The organism is Microbulbifer sp. SAOS-129_SWC (assembly GCF_039696035.1).
Taxonomy (GTDB): domain Bacteria; phylum Pseudomonadota; class Gammaproteobacteria; order Pseudomonadales; family Cellvibrionaceae; genus Microbulbifer.
The window spans coordinates 3,288,665-3,306,721 of sequence record NZ_CP155567.1; the positions used below are offsets into that span (position 1 = coordinate 3,288,665).

Below are 18,057 nucleotides of genomic sequence, written 5' to 3' on the forward strand. Positions count from 1 at the left end.
GGGTTAAACAAGGCCACGGATGGCCCTGTGCAACAATTTAAGGGTTAAACCAGTGGCGGCCATCGCGCGCCAGCAGTTCTGCGGCGGCCTGCGGCCCCCAGCTACCGGCGCGGTACAGTTGCGGCTGGTTGCCGGTATCGCGCCAGTGCTCGATGATCGGATCGACCCAGGCCCAGGCGGCCGCCACTTCATCGCGGTGGATAAACAGCGCGGAATTGTTGGCCGCCGCATCCAGCATCAGGCGCTTGTAGGCATCACTCTTGAAGCTGTCGTAGGTGTCGGACAGCGTCAGGTTCAGCTCCGCCGGTTGCAGCTCCATGGCCAGGCTGTCCATCTTTTTCGCCATCAGTACCAGCTTGATGCTCTCTTCCGGTTGCAGGCGGATCACCAGGCGGTTGGGCAACACTTCACCCGCTGACGGTTCGTACACCCGGTGCGACACGTTCTTGTACTGGATCACGATCTCGGCGCAACGCTTCTCCATACGTTTGCCAGTGCGCAGATAAAAAGGCACTCCGGCCCAGCGCCAGTTGTCGATGTGCGCGCGGATGGCGACAAACGTCTCTGTACTGCTGGTGGCCGCATCCAGCTCCTCGAGGTAACCGGGCACCAGCTGGGTGTCGAGGCCACCGGCGACGTACTGGCCGCGCACAATGTTGTCATCTACGCCCTCGCCCATCAGCGGTCGCAGCGCCTCCAGCACCTTGATTTTCTCGGCGCGGATATTTTTCGAGGACATGCTGTTGGGGGATTCCATCGCAATCAGGCACAGCAGTTGCAGCAGGTGGTTCTGCACCATGTCGCGCAGTGCGCCGGTCTCGTCGTAGAAGCCCGCGCGACCCTCGAGGCCAACTGTCTCGGAAATACTGATCTGGATATGATCGATGGTCTGGGCATCCCACAGGTGCTCGAACAGCACATTGCTGAAGCGCAGCGCCAGCAGGTTCTGGACAGTTTCCTTACCCAGGTAGTGATCGATGCGGAAAATATTATTTTCCGGGAAGTAGGTGGCGATCTTGCTGTTGATCTCGTCGGAGGTCTGGGCGTTGTAGCCCAGGGGCTTTTCCACCACCACGCGCGAGTTTTCGTGGATCAATCCCTTCAGGGACAGGTTTTCGCAGCAGGGGCCAAACACTGCCGGCGGAATCGCCAGATAAAAGATGCGCACGCGCTCGATGTCGTTGCCGAGGATATCCGCGAGCTGGTCCCACTGTTCGTCGGGCCTGGCGATATCCAGGCCCACAGCGCGCAGCAGCGGACTGAACTCCTGCCAGATTTCCTCGCTGTACTCGCCGTCGCGCAAGTGTGTCTTGAGCGCCTGCTGGGCGGTGTGCAGATAGCCATCCGCATCTTCCTGGCGGCGGCATACGGGCAGGATCCGACACCCCTCGGCGAGACTGCCTTCCTTATAGGCGCGGTAGAGCGCCGGTATCAGCTTGCGCAGCGCAAGGTCACCGCCGCCGCCGAATAACACCATGTCAAAAGGGTTGCTCATAAATTTGCTCTACGATTTTTCCTGCGTTCTGGTGCACCGCGCGGGCACACCACAACATTAAAATAATATGCTGGCACCGCTCTCGGCACCGCTGGCCAGCGCGCGCATATTGGCGAACAGTTCGCGCCCCATACCGCGGCCGCTCTCCGTCAGGTCGCAGTGGGCCGGTTCGCGCGCCGCCAGTTCGGCGTCGTCAACATGTACGCGCAGTACGCCGGCATTCGAATCGAGTTCGATGAGGTCACCATCGCGCACCTTGGCAATATTGCCGCCGTCCACTGCCTCGGGAGCCATATGAATCGCCGCCGGCACCTTGCCCGACGCGCCGGACATACGCCCGTCAGTGACCAACGCCACCTTGAAGCCGCGATCCTGCAGCACGCCGAGGGTGGGCGTCAGTTTGTGCAGTTCCGGCATACCGATCGCCTGCGGCCCCTGGAACCGCACCACCGCGATAAAGTCTTTTTCCAGCTCGCCGGCCTTGAACCGCTCCAGCACCTCGTCCTGGCTGTTGAAGACCACCGCCGGTGCCTTTACATGCAGGTGCTCGGGTTTCAGGGCAGACACCTTGATCACGCTCTTGCCCAGGTTGCCGTCCAGCAACTGCAGGCCGCCGTGACTGGAGAAAGGGTCGCTGGCCGGACGGATAATGTCCGGGTTGCCGCTCTCCTCGACCGTCGGGCGCCAGACCACGCCGGTCTTGTCATCGTCCAGGAACGGATCGTGGCAGTAGGGTTTGAGGCCGGAGTTGCCGAGTACCGTGTGCACATCATCGTGCAGCAGGCCGGCGCCGAGCAGTTCGCGAATCAGGTACTGCATGCCGCCGGCGGCAGCGAACTGATTGATATCGGCGGTGCCGTTCGGGTAGACATGGCACAACAGCGGCACCACTTCCGACAGGTCCGCCATATCCTGCCAGGTCAGCTGGATACCGGCGGCGCGCGCCATGGCCACCAGATGCAGTGTGTGGTTGGTGGAGCCGCCGGTGGCGAGCAGACCGACAATGCCGTTGACGAAGGTCTTCTCGCTGAGAATCTTGGCAATCGGCGTGTGCAGGCTGGGCTCGGTGATCTGTACCAGCTGCTTCACCGCCGCGTCGTTGAGGGCGTTGCGCAGATCCGTGCCCGGGTTAACGAACGAGCTGCCGGGCAGCTGCAGGCCCATGATTTCCACCAGCATCTGGTTGCTGTTGGCAGTACCGTAGAAGGTGCAGGTGCCGGGGCTGTGATAGGAAGCGCTCTCGGCCTCCAGCAGCTCCTTGCGTCCCACCTTGCCCTCGGCGTAGAGCTGGCGCACCCGCACCTTTTCCGCGTTGGCGAGGCCGGTGGGCATCGGGCCCGCCGGCACGAACATCGCCGGCAGGTGGCCAAATGCCAGCGCGCCGATCACCAGCCCGGGCACGATCTTGTCGCAGATACCCAGGTAGAGCGCGCCCTCGAAGACATCGTGGGACAGCGCAATAGCGGTGGACATGGCAATCACATCGCGGGAGAACAGGCTCAGCTCCATGCCTGCGCGGCCCTGGGTCACGCCGTCGCACATGGCCGGTACACCACCGGCGACCTGTGCGGTGGCGCCATTGCGCGACGCCGCGTCTTTCAGCAGCTGCGGGTAGGTGCCGTAGGGCTGGTGCGCCGACAGCATGTCGTTGTAAGCGGTAACGATGCCCAGATTGGGGCCGCGGCCGCTGGCGATCAGTTTCTTGTCTTCATCGCTGGAGGCGGCAATGGCGTGGGCCAGGTTGCCGCACGACAGGTGACTGCTGGCGCGCCCCTCGATGCGGGCGCGCTCGATCTGCGCCAGATATTGCGCACGCGTATCGACACTGCGCTCGATAATGCGCTCGGTAACTGCTTGAACCTTGCTGTGTACCATAACCTTTCCGTTTATTGATTCGTTACCCGGCGACCGCCTCCGGCCGCGTCCACATTAGCCGGTGGCCAGCGGCGCCTCTGCGCCGGCAGTGGCCTGACGGCAGTATTCGATCAGTCGGGCGGTGGAGGCGTCCTGTCCGCTCACTTCGCCACTCTCCAACTGAGGTTGTAGCGCCGCGGCCAGCCCTTTGCCCAGTTCCACTCCCCACTGGTCAAAAGAATAAATTTGCAGGATCACACCCTGCACAAAAATTTTGTGCTCGTACAGGGCGATCAAAGCGCCCAGCGTGCGGGGATCCAGCGTGCGCAACAGAATGGTGTTGCTCGGTTTATTTCCGCGGTGCACCTTGTACGGGGCCAGCGCTTCTATTTTTTCTTTGCTCAGGCCCTTGCCGGTCAGCTCGACTTCCACCTGTTCGCGACTGACACCGTTCATCAGCGCCTGGCTCTGCGCCAGCATGTTGGCCAGCAGTATTTCGTGATGGCCGGGCAGATCGTGCCCCGGAGCGACGCTGCCGATGAAGTCCGCCGGCACCACCTCGGGACTCTGGTGCAGGTACTGGTAAAAGGCATGCTGGCCGTTGATGCCGAGCATCCCCCATATTAAGGGCCCGGTTGCGTAGCCAACCTCCTCCCCTGCCCTGGTGGTAGATTTGCCGTTGCTCTCCATATCCGCCTGCTGCAGGTAGGCCGGCAGCATGTGCAGGGCCTGGTCGTAGGGCAGCACCGCGTGTGCCGGGTATCCCATAAATGTGCAGTACCACAGGCTCAACAGCCCCATCAGCACCGGCGCATTCTGTTCCAGCGGCGCCTCGCGGAAGTGGCGGTCCATCGACGCCGCACCGTCGAGCAGCGCGCGGAAACCGTCGAAACCGATGGCAATCGCAATCGGCAGACCGATCGCTGACCACAGCGAGTAGCGCCCGCCGACCCAGTCCCAGAACTGAAAAACGCGCTGCGGCTCGACACCGAAAGCGCGCGCTTTGTCCGAGTTTGCGGTGACGGCGACAAAGTGCCGGCGCAACAGCTCCTCTGTCGATCCCAGGCCGCCCAGCCAGCGCAGAGCACTGCGGGCATTGGTCATGGTCTCGGTGGTGGTAAACGTCTTCGAGGACACCACAAACAGGGTCGTCTCGGTATCCAGCGGCGCCAGCACATCGGCCAGCTGCGCCCCGTCCACATTGGACACGAAGTGAATGCGGACGTCGCCGCAGCGGTGCGCCCGCAGCGCCTCGATGACCATCTGCGGCCCCAAATGGGAACCACCAACGCCGAGATTGACCACATCAGTGATCTTTTTACCGGTGCATCCTGTCACGCCGCCATTATGTAGTAAATTTACAAACCCTTTCAAGCGCTCCAGCTCACTTTCCACCAGTGCTTCTACCGGCGCCCCCTGCATCGGCACGGATTCCGGCAGCGCCCCGCGCAGCGCAACGTGCAGAACCGGCCGCCCTTCGGTGCGATTGATCGGCGCCCCGGCGAACATCTGCGCCCGCCAGCCCTCCAGATCGGCGTCCCGCGCCAGCTGTAATAAATTTACAAGAACCTCGTCATCGACCAGGTTTTTCGAGTAATCGAACAGGAATTCCGGCAGCTCAAGCGACAGGCGGCGGCCGCGCTGCGGATCCGCAGCGAACAGGTCACGCAGATGCCGGGTGCGCATCTGCTGCGCCAGACTATCGAGTTTGCGCCAGCTGGCGAGTTGGGTGAGTTGCATAAAAGCCCCCTTGGATGCGGGCGCCGCGCGGGTGCGTCGGCACCATTTATTGTTGTTGTCGCGTTGTCGGGCTGCGCCTTGCACACAAATGACAACGCTGTCATTCGATCGTGAGATTCACACAGGCACACCGCCCTGTCAATGCTATTTGTAGCCGGGTTTCAAAAAGCGTGGGCCGGGATGGCACCCCTTCAGATGGCGCCATTACCCGCGCCGCCACCGGGCGGGAATTCCCACCGTGTTTGCTGGTAAAATCCCCGTTTGGCCGATAGCCCCCTGCAGCGTGGGGGCCCATAACAAGGACAAGCGCCTCACATGAAAGTCACCATTAACGATGTTGCCGCGCGCGCCGGCGTATCGATCAAGACCGTATCCCGGGTTATCAACAACGAACCGTCGGTGCGCCCGGCCACCAGGAAGAAAGTGCTGGAGGCGGTAGAGGCGCTCAATTACCAGCCCAATCTCGCTGCCCGCAACCTGGCCGGCACCCGCTCGTACACCATCGCATTCATTTATGACAACCCGAACGCCTACTACGTGATCGACATGCAGAACGGCATCCTCGCCGCCTGCAAGGCGCGCGGCTACGAGCTGCTGATCCACCCGAGCAACGCCAAATCCGCCAATGTGCACGAGGAATTGCGCAACCTGGTGGAACACTCGAAGATCGCGGGCCTGGTACTGACGCCCCCCTTCTCCGAGACCCAGTCGGTAATCGATACGATCAAATCTCTCGGTGTCGACTATGTGCGCATCGTCTCCAGCGAGGCGGCCCTCGACGACGAAGACAACTGCATCCAGGTAGACGACAGCGCCGCCGCGGTGGACCTGACCCAGCACCTGCTGCAGCAGGGACACCGGCGTATCGGCTTCCTCTGCGGCGGCGAAGAGCACGTGTCCACCCACGGCCGCCTGCACGGCTACCGCGAAGCGCTGGAGAACGCCGGGATACCCGTGGACGAAAACCTGATCCTGAAAGGCGAATACTCATTCGATTCCGGCGTCCAGGGGGCCAAGAAGCTGCTGCAGTCTCCCAACCCGCCCAGCGCGATTTTCGCCAGCAACGACGAAATGGCCGCCGGCGCCCTGTTTGCTGCGCGCCTGATGAATATCGAGATACCGGCGCAGCTGTCCATCGTCGGCTTTGAGGACAGTCCCTTCTCGCGCCAGACCTGGCCCAAGCTGACCACCGCCCACCAGCCCAATAACGAAATCGCCAAGTGCGCCGCCGCGCTACTGCTGAGCAAGGCCCGCGGCAAGGGCGCCGCCGAGAGCGCCACCGCGAGCAAGGAAGCGGGTATTGTGCGCACCTTTACCCCGGAGCTGGTGGTACGGGATTCGAGCGGGCCGGCGCCGGACTAAATTAGCCGGCAGCGAAACCGGGTAGCCGGAAGCTACCCGCGAGGCGCGTGGAAGCCGTTCGCCCGTGCGTATTTGGCAGGCAAAAAAAAGCCCTCACACGGAGGGCCAAGATGACGAGAACCAAAGAGAAAACAACATTACAAACGAAAACTGAGTGCCTTACTTCCAGCTGCGCATCTTGTGACCTTTCAGCGCGTAGAAGAGGATAAATAGATAGCAGGGCAGCGCGACCCAATAGCCCAACTGGGTGCTTCCGGCGATATCACTGATATGCCCGAACGCCAGCGGAATAACCGCGCCACCGGCAATCCCCATAATCAGCAGTGCCGAGCCCTGGGCGGTGTATTTACCCAGACCTTCCAGCGCCAGCGGCCACACTGCCGGCCACACCAGCGCGTGCGCCAGGCCCATCAGCGCGACAAAAGTCACCGCATCGGGAATCACCGGGATGCCGCTCCAGCCCCACAGCGCAGTGGAGATCGCGGTACTGCTTTCCGAGGAAAACACCACACCCAACACACACAGGCCACCGGCGAGTGCCGAACCCAGCAGAGCGGTCTGCTGGCTGATAAAACGCGGAATCCCCACCACACCGATCACATAGCCGATCACCATAAACACCATGGTGTAAGACGTCAGCGAGGCGAAATTCGCCACCCCGAGTTTGGAACCGTATAGCCCGATGGTATCCCCGGCAATCACCTCGACACCGACGTAAGTGAACAGCGCTACCGCGCCCAGTACCGCTTGCGGAAACTGCCAGATGCCGGATTTGCTTTCGCTGTCGACACCGGCATCTTCGTCGATTTCAGGCAGGCCGGAGAACTTCACCAGCGCCACCAGGGCCGCCAGCATCACCGCCATGTAGATGTAGGGCATCACCAGGCGGTTGGCTACTTCACTCAGGCGCGTGGCGCGTTCGGCTTCGCCCAGCTTGGCGATGCCCTCGGCGTGGAAATCCGTCAGACCGGATAAAACCAGTGCGGTAAACACAATAGGAGCGAGCACCCCGGCACTCTTGTTGATCAGGCCCATGATGCTGATGCGCATGGCGGCACTCTCCGCCGGACCCACCTTGACCACATAGGGGTTGGAAGCGGTTTGCAGAATAGTCAGGCCCGCGCCGAGACCGAACTGCGCGAGCAGGAAAATGGCGTAGTTGCCAGTCTGCGCCGCCGGAATATAAATCAGCGCCGCCACCGCCATGATGCCGAGACCGATGGCCATGCCATCGCGGTAGCCGGTGCGGCGCAGGATGGCGGCCATCGGCAGTGCCATCACGGTATACGAGATGTAGAACGCAAACGTCACAAACAGCGCCTGAAAGTCACTCAGGTCGCACAGAATTTTCAGAAATGGAATCAGTGAACCATTCAGCCAGGTCACGAAACCGAATATAAAAAACAGCATGCCGACAATTGCCATCGGCAACAGGCTGCCTCTCGACTCACTCTGCGTTGCTACTGCGGTATTCATAGGAGCACCTTTTTATCGTTATGTGATTTCTTGCCAATCTATTGGGAAAAAACTTCCCTGCCACCTATCCAGGTTTTCTGCACCTGTAATTTCTCGTCCAGTAAAATCAGGTCGGCCGCGACACCGGTGTCGATACGGCCCGCCGGCGCGCCCAGGAACTGCGCCGGGTAGAGCGATGCCATGCGCAGCGCCTCCGCCAGTTCCACCCCACACCAGTCGCGGATATTGCGCACTGCGGAAATCATATCCAGGTGCGAACCGGCCAGTTCGCCGGTCGTCGAGGTGAGCCTGTCGCCCTGACGGGTCACCACCCGATCGAACAGCGGGAAACTGGTCTCGTCGCTGCCCACCAGCGACATCGCATCCGTCACCAGCATGATCTTGCCACGCGGCTTGGCCTTCAGGGCCAGCGTGAGGGCCTCGGCACACACATGGTGGCCATCGGCTATCAGCCCGCACCAGGCGCCGTCGCTGATCAGTGCCGTGCCCACCATGCCCGGTTCGCGCGAATGCAGCGGCGACATGGCGTTGTACAGGTGGGTAAACCCTGTCGCCCCGGCGGCCACGGCCGCAGCGGCGGTAGCGCCATCGGCATTGGAATGCCCGAGGCACACCCTCACCCCCATCGAAACCAGAGTGCGGATATCGTCCAGCGCCACATTTTCCGGTGCCAGGGTAACGACCTTGACCCCGAGGTCGTCGCGGGCATAAATCGCCAGCTCCTCGTCGGTCAGCGCGCGGATAAACTGTTCTTCATGGGTGCCCTTCTTGGGCACGCTCAGATGCGGCCCCTCGAAATGCACACCGATTACGCCGGGCACACCTTCGCGCAGCGCCGCGGCGACCGCGTCGGCGGCGCGCTGCATCACGTCCACCCGGTCGGTGATCAGCGTGGGCAGAAAACCGGTGGTGCCATAGCGCGCGTGCGCCGCACTCATTTTGCCCAGCGCATTGACACTGGGGTCATTGTTGAACAGCGCACCACCGCCGCCATTGACCTGCACATCCACCAGGCCCGGCGCCAGCAGGCCATCGACGCGTTCCGCACCCGCGGGGGCGGGGCCACCGATGGAGGCGATGCGCCCGTCGTCGCCGATGGCGAGTGCGGTTTCGCGGTGAAACTGCTCGCCGTCGAAAAGCTGTTCCGCAATCAGGGTGCGCACCACTGTCAGCTCCTGCCTGCCGTCAAACGGTCTGGGTCACTTTCTTCAGGCCCGCCGGCTCATCCGGGTTGATACCGCGGCTGATCGCGACGTGGGCCACATCGATATAGAAACGCTGCAACAGCGCCAGCGGCGCCACGCGCGGGTGCACGCCCTTACTCGGCACGTGCAGATTCACCAGGGTCCCGCCGCGGCGGATGATGTCGGCAATCTGCTCGCTGTGCGCCTGATAGGATTCGTCCTCGATCGGCACGTTGACCACGGTCAGCTTCTGCTCCACCAGGGTAACCGGGCCATGCAGGAACTCGGCACTGGAGAAGGACTCCGCGTGGATGTTGCAGACTTCCTTCAACTTCAACGCCAGCTCGCGGGTGATGCCGTAACCGGGGCCGCGCCCCAGCACCACCAGGTTGCTCACCGCTGCCAGATCTTCCGGGCGCAGCTGGGTATCGGAGTCCACCGCTTCGCGCAGGGTCTGTGGCAAGGCGTCCACCGCCTCGAGCAGCGCGCTGTCTTCAGTCCAGTTGGCCACCAGCTGCAGCACCGCAGACAGGGTGGCCAGATAGCTCTTGGTCGCCGCCACGGCCTTTTCCGGACCGGCCTTCAACGGCAGCAGTTCGTCGACGATCTCTCCGATCGGCGCCGACTCGTCGTTGACCAGCGCCACCGTATAGGCACCTGCCTCTTTCGCCATGCGCGCCTGGGCAAGAATGTCGGGGCTGCGGCCCGACTGGGAAATCACGATCACCAGCGCGCCATCGAGCTTGAGCTTGCGGCCGTAGACACTGGATACCGACGGCGCCGCGGCAAAGGTGGGCGTACCGGTTTCGATCTCGATCAGGTACTTGGCAAAGACGCCGGCGTGGTCGGAGGAACCGCGACCGACAATCATGACAAATTTGGGCGGCTGGCTGCGCAGGCGGGCGCCCAGCGCAGCCATCGCGGCGGCGTTGTTCTGCAGTTGCTCAGCGATGCGATCCGGCGCTTCGCGGGCCTCGCTTTCCATCACTGTAGTGGCCATGGCGCTGTCTACCTGTGTTGCCTCGGCGGAAGTTACTGCGGTCATAAGCATCCTAAATTCGGTCGGTAATCAATCGGGTTATCCGTACAGCGCCTTGCTCCCGGCGCTTTCGGGGACGGACTTGGCATCGCGGGCCTCATCGCGGGCCTCTTTGGCCAGGCACTGGCGGGCAAAGTAGACACAGCCGATTTCCGGCGCATCCTGCGGCTCCGCCAGCCGCTCCACCACTTGGGGGGCCAGCCACTGGCGCAAGCGCGGCGCCAGGCCGCCGATCATCGACAGGCGCGGCGGCCGCAGTTCCAGCAGCTTGCCCGCCAGATCACTGATATAGGACGCACCGTCGCGCACGATGGCCACCGCCACCGCATCGTTGGCCTCGGCACACTCAATCACCGGTACCGCCAGGCGCGCGTAGTGGCTGGACGATTTGCCACCGATTTTTTCAAACACTTCGTTGGCGTCACTGGCGTCAAGCGCCTTCAGCAGCTCGCCCTTGAGGCGGGATTCCGGTGCCAGGCCGTCGAGGGCCATCAGCAGGTACTTGACCGCCTCCATGCCCATCCAGGCACCGCTACCCTTGTCGCCATGGGGGAAGCCATGGCCACCCAGCAGGGTGCTCTTGCCGTTGACCCAGGCATAACCGACAGACCCGGTACCGGCAATGATGACCGCGCCGTCACCGCCGCGATGGGCGCCGAGACAGGCGGAGTGCTGGTCGGTGGTCAGGTACATTTTCTTGAAGGGGTGCGCCCAGGAGGCCATCTCGTTGTAGAGACGCGGCATATTGACGCCGGCCAGGCCGACGCCGGCCACCAGATCGCCGAGAATCTCCGGCGACAACCTGGCATCGGCAAGCGCGAGCGCGGCAGAGCGCGCGATGGAATCGATCGTCTGGGCATATCCGTGCAGAGGATTGGCCGGACCGGCGACGCCGGTACCCAGGACGTAATTGTCGGCATCGACAATAGAGGCGCGGCATTTGCTGCCGCCGCCGTCGATACCTATATAAAGGGTGTCCCTGTCTCTCAAAGCAACCATCTGTACCGGCCTCTAAGATCTTGTATTGTTATGTGTCTTCAGCGGGCTTCCCAGCGCAATCCCCCCGGAAGCGCGGCCGGCGCACGGAGGCGCCTGAGCCAATATGGGAGAAATACTACAGGAGAAATGACAGCGTTGTCATCCCTATTTTTAAAAAAAATCGCCAATCGGCAGCCCATCTCGCGGCTAAACCACTCCGCCACCGCCATTTACAGCGGCATCCAGGCGCTTTGGTCGCGTTTCCCTGCAGTATAGAGGTTGGGGCCCGCGGTACCAGCCCCCCTTTGGAGATACCCGCAAACGGGAACCAGTCCCCTGCCGAAGCGATGGTGACCGTGCCGGCACCGCGCGCGGCCACCCAGTCCGACACAAGCGCAGGCACCGACTGCTGTCAGTGTGGTAATGTCCCGGCCTTGCAATATTGGCGTCATACTTTTTTGCGATAAAGCGCACGCCAGAAACGGGGCCTGCCGCACGTAAATAACACACGATCAACGGGCACCACCCTGCTCCCGCCAGCGCGGGAACGGGTTTTTGCGGTGCGCGGCGGCAGTCAATGGAGACCGGCTTCGACACGGATTGAAGTCACCGAGAGGGAGCAGATTATGGGGTCCTTGGCCAGATGCGCCATGCTGGCAGCACTAGTGTGCGGCCAGCTGTTGAGTGCGCCGCTGCGGGCGCAGCAGACAGAGGAAAACACCGACACTCAGACGCTGTTACGCCTCACCGGCTCGAATACCATCGGCGCGGAACTGGCGCCGATGCTGGTCAAAGGCTATCTGCGCAGCCTCGACGCCACAGAGATTACGCAGCGCAGTCAGGGCGAGCGCCACTGGATCAGCGCGCGACTGTCCGGCCAGCGGGTCGAAGTTCCCATCGTCGCGCTCGGTTCGAGCACCGGTTTCAACGCCCTCGACCACGGCAGTGCCGATATCGGCATGGCCTCGCGCCGTATCAAGGCGACGGAAATCCAGCGCCTGTCACGCTTTGGCAACATGGCCGGTGCCGACGCGGAACATGTGATCGGCCTCGATGCCCTGGTGATCGCCGTGCACCCCAGTAACCCGGTGGGCCAGCTCACGATCGACCAGCTCGGGCAAATCTACCGCGGCGAAATTCGCAATTGGCGCGAACTGGGCGGTCCCAACCTGCCGATCCGCCCGCTGCAGCGGGATACCCAGTCCGGTACCCGCGCCACGTTCGACCGCGAGGTGTTCGCCAGTGGCGGCGCACCCGCCGCTACGGTGCGGGTCGTATCCGGCAATGCCGAGACCCACTCTCTGGTGCAGAAGTGGCGCGGCGCCATCGGCTACCTGCCGTTCGCCGAGGCCAGCGGTATCAGCAAGATCGCGATCAAGGCCGGCAACCTGGCTGCGGTGGTGCCGGATCGCGGCATTATCGCCACCGAGGACTTCCCGCTCACACGGCGCCTGTACCTGTACCGCAACCCCGGCAGCTTCAACCCGCGTGTGGACGATTTCCTGCGCTACGCCGAGTCGCCCGCCGGCCAGGAAATCGTGGCCAGCGCCGGCTTCATCAACCTCACTCCCGTCACGCTGAAAATGCCGCCCTACCCCAACGCCCCTGCAGCCTACCGCCAGCTGATGGAAAGCGGTGAGCGCCTCAGCATCTCGTTCCGCTTCGCCGACGGCAGCACCGAGCTGGATAATCGCGCCCTCGAGGACCTGCATCGTCTGCAGCACTACATGGAGGCATCGGAGCGGCCACTGAACCTGACCCTGGTGGGCTTTTCCGATCACAAAAACAACCGCAATATCGCCGACCAGATCTCCCGCTTCCGTGCCCTCAAGGTGCAGGGCGCGCTGTTGCGCGATCACCAGCTCGGTAACAGCAGGATTCTCGCCCTCGGTGCCTTTGCCCCGCTCACCGGAAACCGCGAGCACGCGCCGGTCAAGAACAGCCGCGTGGAGGTATGGATAAACTGACCCCCGCCCGCCACGGCTATGCTTGATTAACCAGGCAAGGAACTGCGATGGGGATCCGTCTGTTTCATTGCCGGCATAACGGTGATACCTCTACGTCAACAAGCGGTGGCCCCGGCCGCCCGGGAAGACTGTATGGTCCGCGGGGATCGGCACGTGACAATTCGCCCGCTGCAATGCTTGTTGCTGCTGGCCCTGCTGCTGGCAGGCTGCTCCAGTGTGCAGTTCGCGTACAACCAGCTCGACCGCTGGATGCGCTGGCAACTGGACGACTACGTCGACCTCGACAGCGCCCAGCAGCGCCAGCTGAAAGGTGCGCTGGACAGTTTCCACCGCTGGCACCGCCAGACCCAGCTGCCCCGCTACGCGGAATTTCTGCGCACCCTGGCGACCCGCGTGGAAAGCGGACAGGCGCTGGATATGCGCACACTGGAAACCCGTGTAACGGCGTTCGCAGATACCGCCAGTGCCCAACTGCTCGACCTGACACTGCCGCTGGCGGCACAGCTGCGCCCACAACAGATCGACGAGCTGGCCCAACATCTGCAGGAAAAGCGCCGCGAATCCCTGGAGGAATGGCGCGACTCACCGGACAAGGTGCGCCGGCGCCGCGGCAAAAAAATTCGCAAACAGAGTGAGCGCTGGCTCGGCTCGCTGACCGACGAACAGGAAGCGCTGATCACTGGCTGGGTCGAGCAGATGGCCAACAACCCGGTGCAGCGCGACCGGCAGCGGCAACTGTGGCAGGCGCGCGTGCTCGAGCTGCTGCGGCACAAACCCGCAGGCTATCTGGACAAGCTGCGCAGCCTGTTGCTGCGCCCCGAGCAGCTGTGGGACGACAACTACCGCGGCCGGCAACAACAGCGCCGCGCGCGCGCTCGCGCACTGGGCCAACGCCTCTATACCACCACCACCGCCGACCAACGCCGCCACCTGGTAGCCACGCTGCGCGAATACGCCGACGATTTTGACGAACTGTCACGCCAATAACCGGCCGCCGTGCTTTTCCAGCGCAGCGCGGATGACGCGCCCCGCCCGCGGCTGCTAAGCTCGCCGCTTCCATTGGCCAACCGAGGAAACACCGTGCTTATCGACTCCGCCACACGCGACCAGTTGCAAGAGTGGGAAAAGGAATTGTCTGCGCAGTACCAGCGCATCTGCCAGCACCAGCTGAACCTGGATATCACCCGCGGCAAGCCATCCGCCGATCAGCTGCATCTGGCGGACGGTCTGGACGGCATCCTGAACGGCGATTACCGCGCGGCAGACGGCACCGACACCCGCAACTACGGTGGCCTCGACGGCCTGACCTGTGCGCGCGAACTGGGCGCGGACATTCTGCAGGTACCCAGTGACGAGGTCATCGCGGGCGGCAACAGTTCCCTCACGCTGATGTACCACGCCGTGCTGACCGGCTACCTGTTCGGCTTTGCCGGCAACACGCCCTGGCGCGAACTGCAGAGCCCCAAATTCCTGTGCCCGGTACCGGGCTACGACCGCCATTTCAGCATCTGTGAGCAACTGGGTATCGGCATGGTCAATGTGCCGATGACCGAGCAGGGCCCGGACATGGACGCGGCCGAGGCGCTGGTGCGCGACGACAGCGATATTATCGGCATCTGGTGTGTGCCCAAGTTCTCCAACCCCACCGGCGTTACCTACGGCAAAGAGACGGTCGACCGACTGGCGCGCCTGGGCCAGGTCGCCAATCCGGGATTCCGCATCTTCTGGGATAACGCCTACGCGATTCACGACCTGGAGCAACAGGTCAACCTGCCCGGCATCCGCGCGGCCACGCTGGAAAACGACACCGCCGACTCGGTGATTCAGTTCGCCTCCACTTCCAAGGTCACCCACGCCGGCGCCGGCGTCGCCTTCGTCAGCGCCAGCCCCGCCAACCTGGCCTCACTGCGCCGGCAGATGCAGGCGATGACCATCGGCCCGGACAAGGTGAACCAGCTGCGCCACTCGCGCTTGTTTGCCGAGTTCACGATGCTCAGGGAGCATATGCAAAAACACGCACGAATCCTCAAACCCAAGTTCGCGTGCGTGAGCGATCATCTGGAAACGGCGTTTGGCGAATCCGATCTGGGCACATGGGCCACGCCCAGGGGCGGTTACTTTGTTTCCTTCGATACCCGCGCCGGCTGCGCGGCGGAAGTGATCCGCCTGGCCGCGGAAGCCGGCGTCAAGTTGACTCCGGCCGGTGCCACCTTCCCCTACGGCAAGGATCCGGAAGACCGCAATATCCGTATCGCGCCGAGCTTCCCGCCGCTGGAAGAGCTGGACACCGCCATGTCGGTGTTTGTGCTGTGTGTGAAACTGGCCACGGTGCGCAAGCAGCTGGAAACGCTGTAGTTCCCGTCATTGCCGGGCAAAAAAAGAGCGGCCAGCGGCCGCTCTTTTTTATTGCCAATTCGCACAGGCCCGCGCCCGGTACCATTCAACCGCCGAGATAGCGCCGGGCGAACTTCGCATCCACGCGTTCCAGATCCACCACCACCAAGCCGTCGACCGAATCGCAGAAATCCGGATCCACATTGAACGCGTGAAAGCTGGTACCGCCGGGCCGGGTCACCGCGGTGTACTTCTTGAATAGCGGCGGCAGCATTACTCCCTCCTCTTTCAGAACCTGCTTCAACTGCACCATATCCGCAGCGGCGTCGCCGGCCAGCGCGGGCAGATCGTCGCGCGCTTCGGCAAACGGCAGGCGCGCATCGCCGAGGGGGTTGTCGGTGGCGAAGTGGTGCAGGAAGTAGCGCACGATGGCGGACTTCGCGCGCGCAGAAAAGTTGCCCGGCATCGACACCGGGCCGAACAGGTAGCGCACCCGGTTGCGCGCGATCCACTGACCGATACCGCACCACAGCAGGTCGAGGCCGCGACTGCGCCAGTACTCCGGCAGCAGGAAGCTGCGCCCCAGTTCTGCCGAACCCGGCAGGCACTGCTGCGGCGGACGCGGGTAGTTGAACAGGGTGCTGCTGTAGATCTGCTCCGGCGCCAGGCCCTCGGTCTTCGCCAACCGGTAGGCGCCGGCGATCTGCCGGCGCTCGCCATGCCACAACAGCAGGTGATCGTAGTGGGCATCGAAGGCATCCCAGTCGCGGCTCTGACCAGTGCCCTCGCCCACCGCGCGAAACGCGATTTCGCGGATGCGCGACAGTTCGCGCATCACCGGGCAGTCGGGCCGCTGCCGGTAGAGCACGACCGAGAACTCCCCCTGTTCGATCAGGCTATCGCAGCTGTCGATCACCCGCGCGACCTCTTCCACCGGTTCTGCCGCAGCGATGGGTTCCGGCCCCAGCGGGCGCGGCGACTTGTGCAGGCGGTATACGTGCTTGCGCCACAGTGCCGCCTGGGCGCGCGCAGCCAGTGGCCATTGACGGAAGTGTTCGGCTTCCACCGGGTTGCCGATGCGGATATCGATACCGCGCCGGGCCTGCTTGAACATCTCGCGGATCAGCCACAGCGTCGACAGCGGTTTGTTGACCATCGACAGACCGTAAAACCACCAGGAATTGCGCCCGCGTACCTGCACCGGCAGGATCGGCGCATTGGCCTTTTCCGCAAAGCGGGTAAAGCCGGGATTCCAGCGGCCGTCGCGCACTCCCTGCGGCGTCAGGCGCGACACTTCGCCGGCCGGAAAAACGATGATGGCACCACCGTCATGCAGGTGTTGATAGATGCCCTCCAGGTCTCCGCGGCGGGTGCGGCCGTTGAAGTTATCCACCGGCAGCAGATACGGGCGCAGCGGTTCGATATTCCACAACAGCTGGCTTGCCACCGCACGCACATCGCGGCGCACCCGCGCCACCATATCGATCAGTGCCAGGCCGTCGAGGCTGCCCAGTGGGTGGTTGGAGACAATCACCAGCGGACCGCTGCGCGGAATGCGCTCCAGTTCCAGCGGGTTCAGGTCGTAGCGGAACTCAAAGAAGGCGAAGACCTGGCGGATAAAGTCGAGGCCGCCGAGGTGCGGATAGCGCCGGCCGAATTCCAGCAGCTGCTGTTCGCAGCAGATTTTCTTCAGGGTGGCGGACACCAGCTTGCGCGTCGGTTTTTGCGGCGCGGCGCTGTACCAGTCGTTTTTCTGTAACAGGTTTTCCAGTTGAATCATGCGGCTACCGCTTCGGTCATTATGCTGGCGATTTTGGGTGCCCGGTGCCAGTGCAGCAGATCGAGGCTGCCACCGTGCTGTTCCACTACAGCGGTCATCGAATCGACCCAGTCGCCGCAGTTGGCGTAAGTCACCGCGCGCCCGTCGAGTTTGTTGTGGCGCAGTGCGGCGCGGTGGATGTGGCCGCAGATGACACCATCTAGACCGCGGCGCCGGGTCTCGCGCGTGGCAATCTGCTCGAAGTTGTTCATCATGCGTCTGGCCGCGTGCACACGGTTTTTGACATGGTTGGCCAGTGACCACCAGGGCTTGTCAAAGCGTCCGCGCCAGTAATTGATCCAGCGGTTCAGGCGCAGCATCAGGTAGTAGCTCTGGTCGCCGATGTGGTAACTGAGGGGATGGATATTGATTTCGTGCTCGAACTGGTCGCCGTGGGTGACCCAGTAGCGCCTGCCGTCTTCGGCGGTGTGCACCCAGTCGCGCTCCACGCGGATATTGCCGAGCCGCTTGCCGGCCCAGCTGCGCATCGGCGCGTCGTGGTTGCCGGGGATATAGACCACTTGCGGGGTCTCGCTGCTCAGTTCTGCCAGCATCCCCATCAGCAGGGAGGAGTCGCGGCACCAGCTGCCCTTGCCCTGGGCCAGCGCTTTCATATCGAAGATATCACCGACCAGGTAGACGGTATCGGCGCGGTTCTGGGCGAGGAAGTCGGCCAGGCGTTGCGGCTCGCTGTCCCTGCTGCCCAGGTGTACATCGGATATCCACAGTGCGCGGTAGCGGTTGCTCATAGCGGCATCCCCAAGTTGGCTCTGGGGAATGCTGCCGCAGTTTTCTTACAGAAAGGCGGC

The 18,057-nt window shown here is 63.0% G+C and carries 13 protein-coding genes; 4 read left to right on the forward strand and 9 right to left on the reverse strand.

The features are described from left to right. Positions 1–37: 37 nt before the first annotated feature. Genes zwf through pgi form a run of 3 tightly spaced genes read right to left on the reverse strand, consistent with a single transcriptional unit; the run spans position 38 to position 5,089 of the window. Positions 38–1,495 carry a glucose-6-phosphate dehydrogenase gene (gene zwf, locus ABDK11_RS14290; RefSeq protein ID WP_346837186.1) on the reverse strand — a complete coding sequence of 486 codons (1,458 nt, stop codon included), beginning with the start codon at positions 1,493–1,495 and terminating at the stop codon, positions 38–40. A gap of 57 nt (positions 1,496–1,552) precedes the next feature. Beyond that, positions 1,553–3,370, reverse strand: coding sequence for a phosphogluconate dehydratase (gene edd, locus ABDK11_RS14295; RefSeq protein ID WP_346837187.1), 1,818 nt, complete (start codon positions 3,368–3,370; stop codon positions 1,553–1,555). Between the two features lie 54 nt (positions 3,371–3,424). Next, entirely contained in the window at positions 3,425–5,089 is a 1,665-nt protein-coding gene (gene pgi, locus ABDK11_RS14300) for a glucose-6-phosphate isomerase (RefSeq protein ID WP_346837188.1), read from the reverse strand. Between the two features lie 315 nt (positions 5,090–5,404). Between pgi and ABDK11_RS14305 the strand changes: the two genes are divergently transcribed. Next, positions 5,405–6,451 (forward strand): LacI family DNA-binding transcriptional regulator, encoded by a 1,047-nt coding sequence (locus tag ABDK11_RS14305; RefSeq protein ID WP_346837189.1) that lies wholly within the window; start codon positions 5,405–5,407, stop codon positions 6,449–6,451. Positions 6,452–6,610: 159 nt separating this feature from the next. Here the strand turns inward: ABDK11_RS14305 and ABDK11_RS14310 are convergent, their stop codons facing one another. Genes ABDK11_RS14310 through ABDK11_RS14325 form a run of 4 tightly spaced genes read right to left on the reverse strand, consistent with a single transcriptional unit; the run spans position 6,611 to position 11,149 of the window. After that, complete coding sequence (locus ABDK11_RS14310; protein WP_346837190.1) at positions 6,611–7,927, reverse strand: sugar MFS transporter; 1,317 nt, start codon at positions 7,925–7,927, stop codon at positions 6,611–6,613. 38 nt (positions 7,928–7,965) lie between these two features. Further along, positions 7,966–9,090: an N-acetylglucosamine-6-phosphate deacetylase gene (nagA, locus tag ABDK11_RS14315; RefSeq protein ID WP_346837191.1), complete on the reverse strand. Its 1,125-nt coding sequence runs from the start codon at positions 9,088–9,090 to the stop codon at positions 7,966–7,968. Positions 9,091–9,112: 22 nt separating this feature from the next. Then, complete coding sequence (locus tag ABDK11_RS14320; RefSeq protein WP_346837192.1) at positions 9,113–10,156, reverse strand: SIS domain-containing protein; 1,044 nt, start codon at positions 10,154–10,156, stop codon at positions 9,113–9,115. Between the two features lie 33 nt (positions 10,157–10,189). Then, positions 10,190–11,149, reverse strand: coding sequence for a BadF/BadG/BcrA/BcrD ATPase family protein (locus tag ABDK11_RS14325; RefSeq protein ID WP_346837193.1), 960 nt, complete (start codon positions 11,147–11,149; stop codon positions 10,190–10,192). Positions 11,150–11,778: 629 nt separating this feature from the next. On the opposite strand from ABDK11_RS14325, the gene ABDK11_RS14330 reads away from it, so the two are divergent. The 3 genes from ABDK11_RS14330 (at position 11,779) to ABDK11_RS14340 (ending at position 15,450) form a co-directional block, all read left to right on the forward strand. Beyond that, the gene (locus tag ABDK11_RS14330; protein ID WP_346837194.1) at positions 11,779–13,095 is read left to right on the forward strand and encodes a substrate-binding domain-containing protein; all 1,317 of its coding nucleotides are present in this window, start codon (positions 11,779–11,781) and stop codon (positions 13,093–13,095) included. 153 nt (positions 13,096–13,248) lie between these two features. Continuing rightward, positions 13,249–14,082 carry a DUF6279 family lipoprotein gene (locus ABDK11_RS14335; protein ID WP_346837195.1) on the forward strand — a complete coding sequence of 278 codons (834 nt, stop codon included), beginning with the start codon at positions 13,249–13,251 and terminating at the stop codon, positions 14,080–14,082. Between the two features lie 93 nt (positions 14,083–14,175). Then, entirely contained in the window at positions 14,176–15,450 is a 1,275-nt protein-coding gene (locus ABDK11_RS14340; RefSeq protein ID WP_346837196.1) for an aminotransferase class I/II-fold pyridoxal phosphate-dependent enzyme, read from the forward strand. An 85-nt stretch (positions 15,451–15,535) separates the two neighbouring features. Here the strand turns inward: ABDK11_RS14340 and ABDK11_RS14345 are convergent, their stop codons facing one another. Both ABDK11_RS14345 and ABDK11_RS14350 read right to left on the reverse strand, forming a co-directional pair. Continuing rightward, positions 15,536–17,209: a GNAT family N-acyltransferase gene (locus ABDK11_RS14345; protein WP_346837197.1), complete on the reverse strand. Its 1,674-nt coding sequence runs from the start codon at positions 17,207–17,209 to the stop codon at positions 15,536–15,538. Next, positions 17,206–17,997: a UDP-2,3-diacylglucosamine diphosphatase gene (locus ABDK11_RS14350; protein WP_346837198.1), complete on the reverse strand. Its 792-nt coding sequence runs from the start codon at positions 17,995–17,997 to the stop codon at positions 17,206–17,208. The genes ABDK11_RS14345 and ABDK11_RS14350 overlap by 4 nt, the downstream gene beginning before the upstream one ends. Positions 17,998–18,057 lie beyond the last annotated feature (60 nt).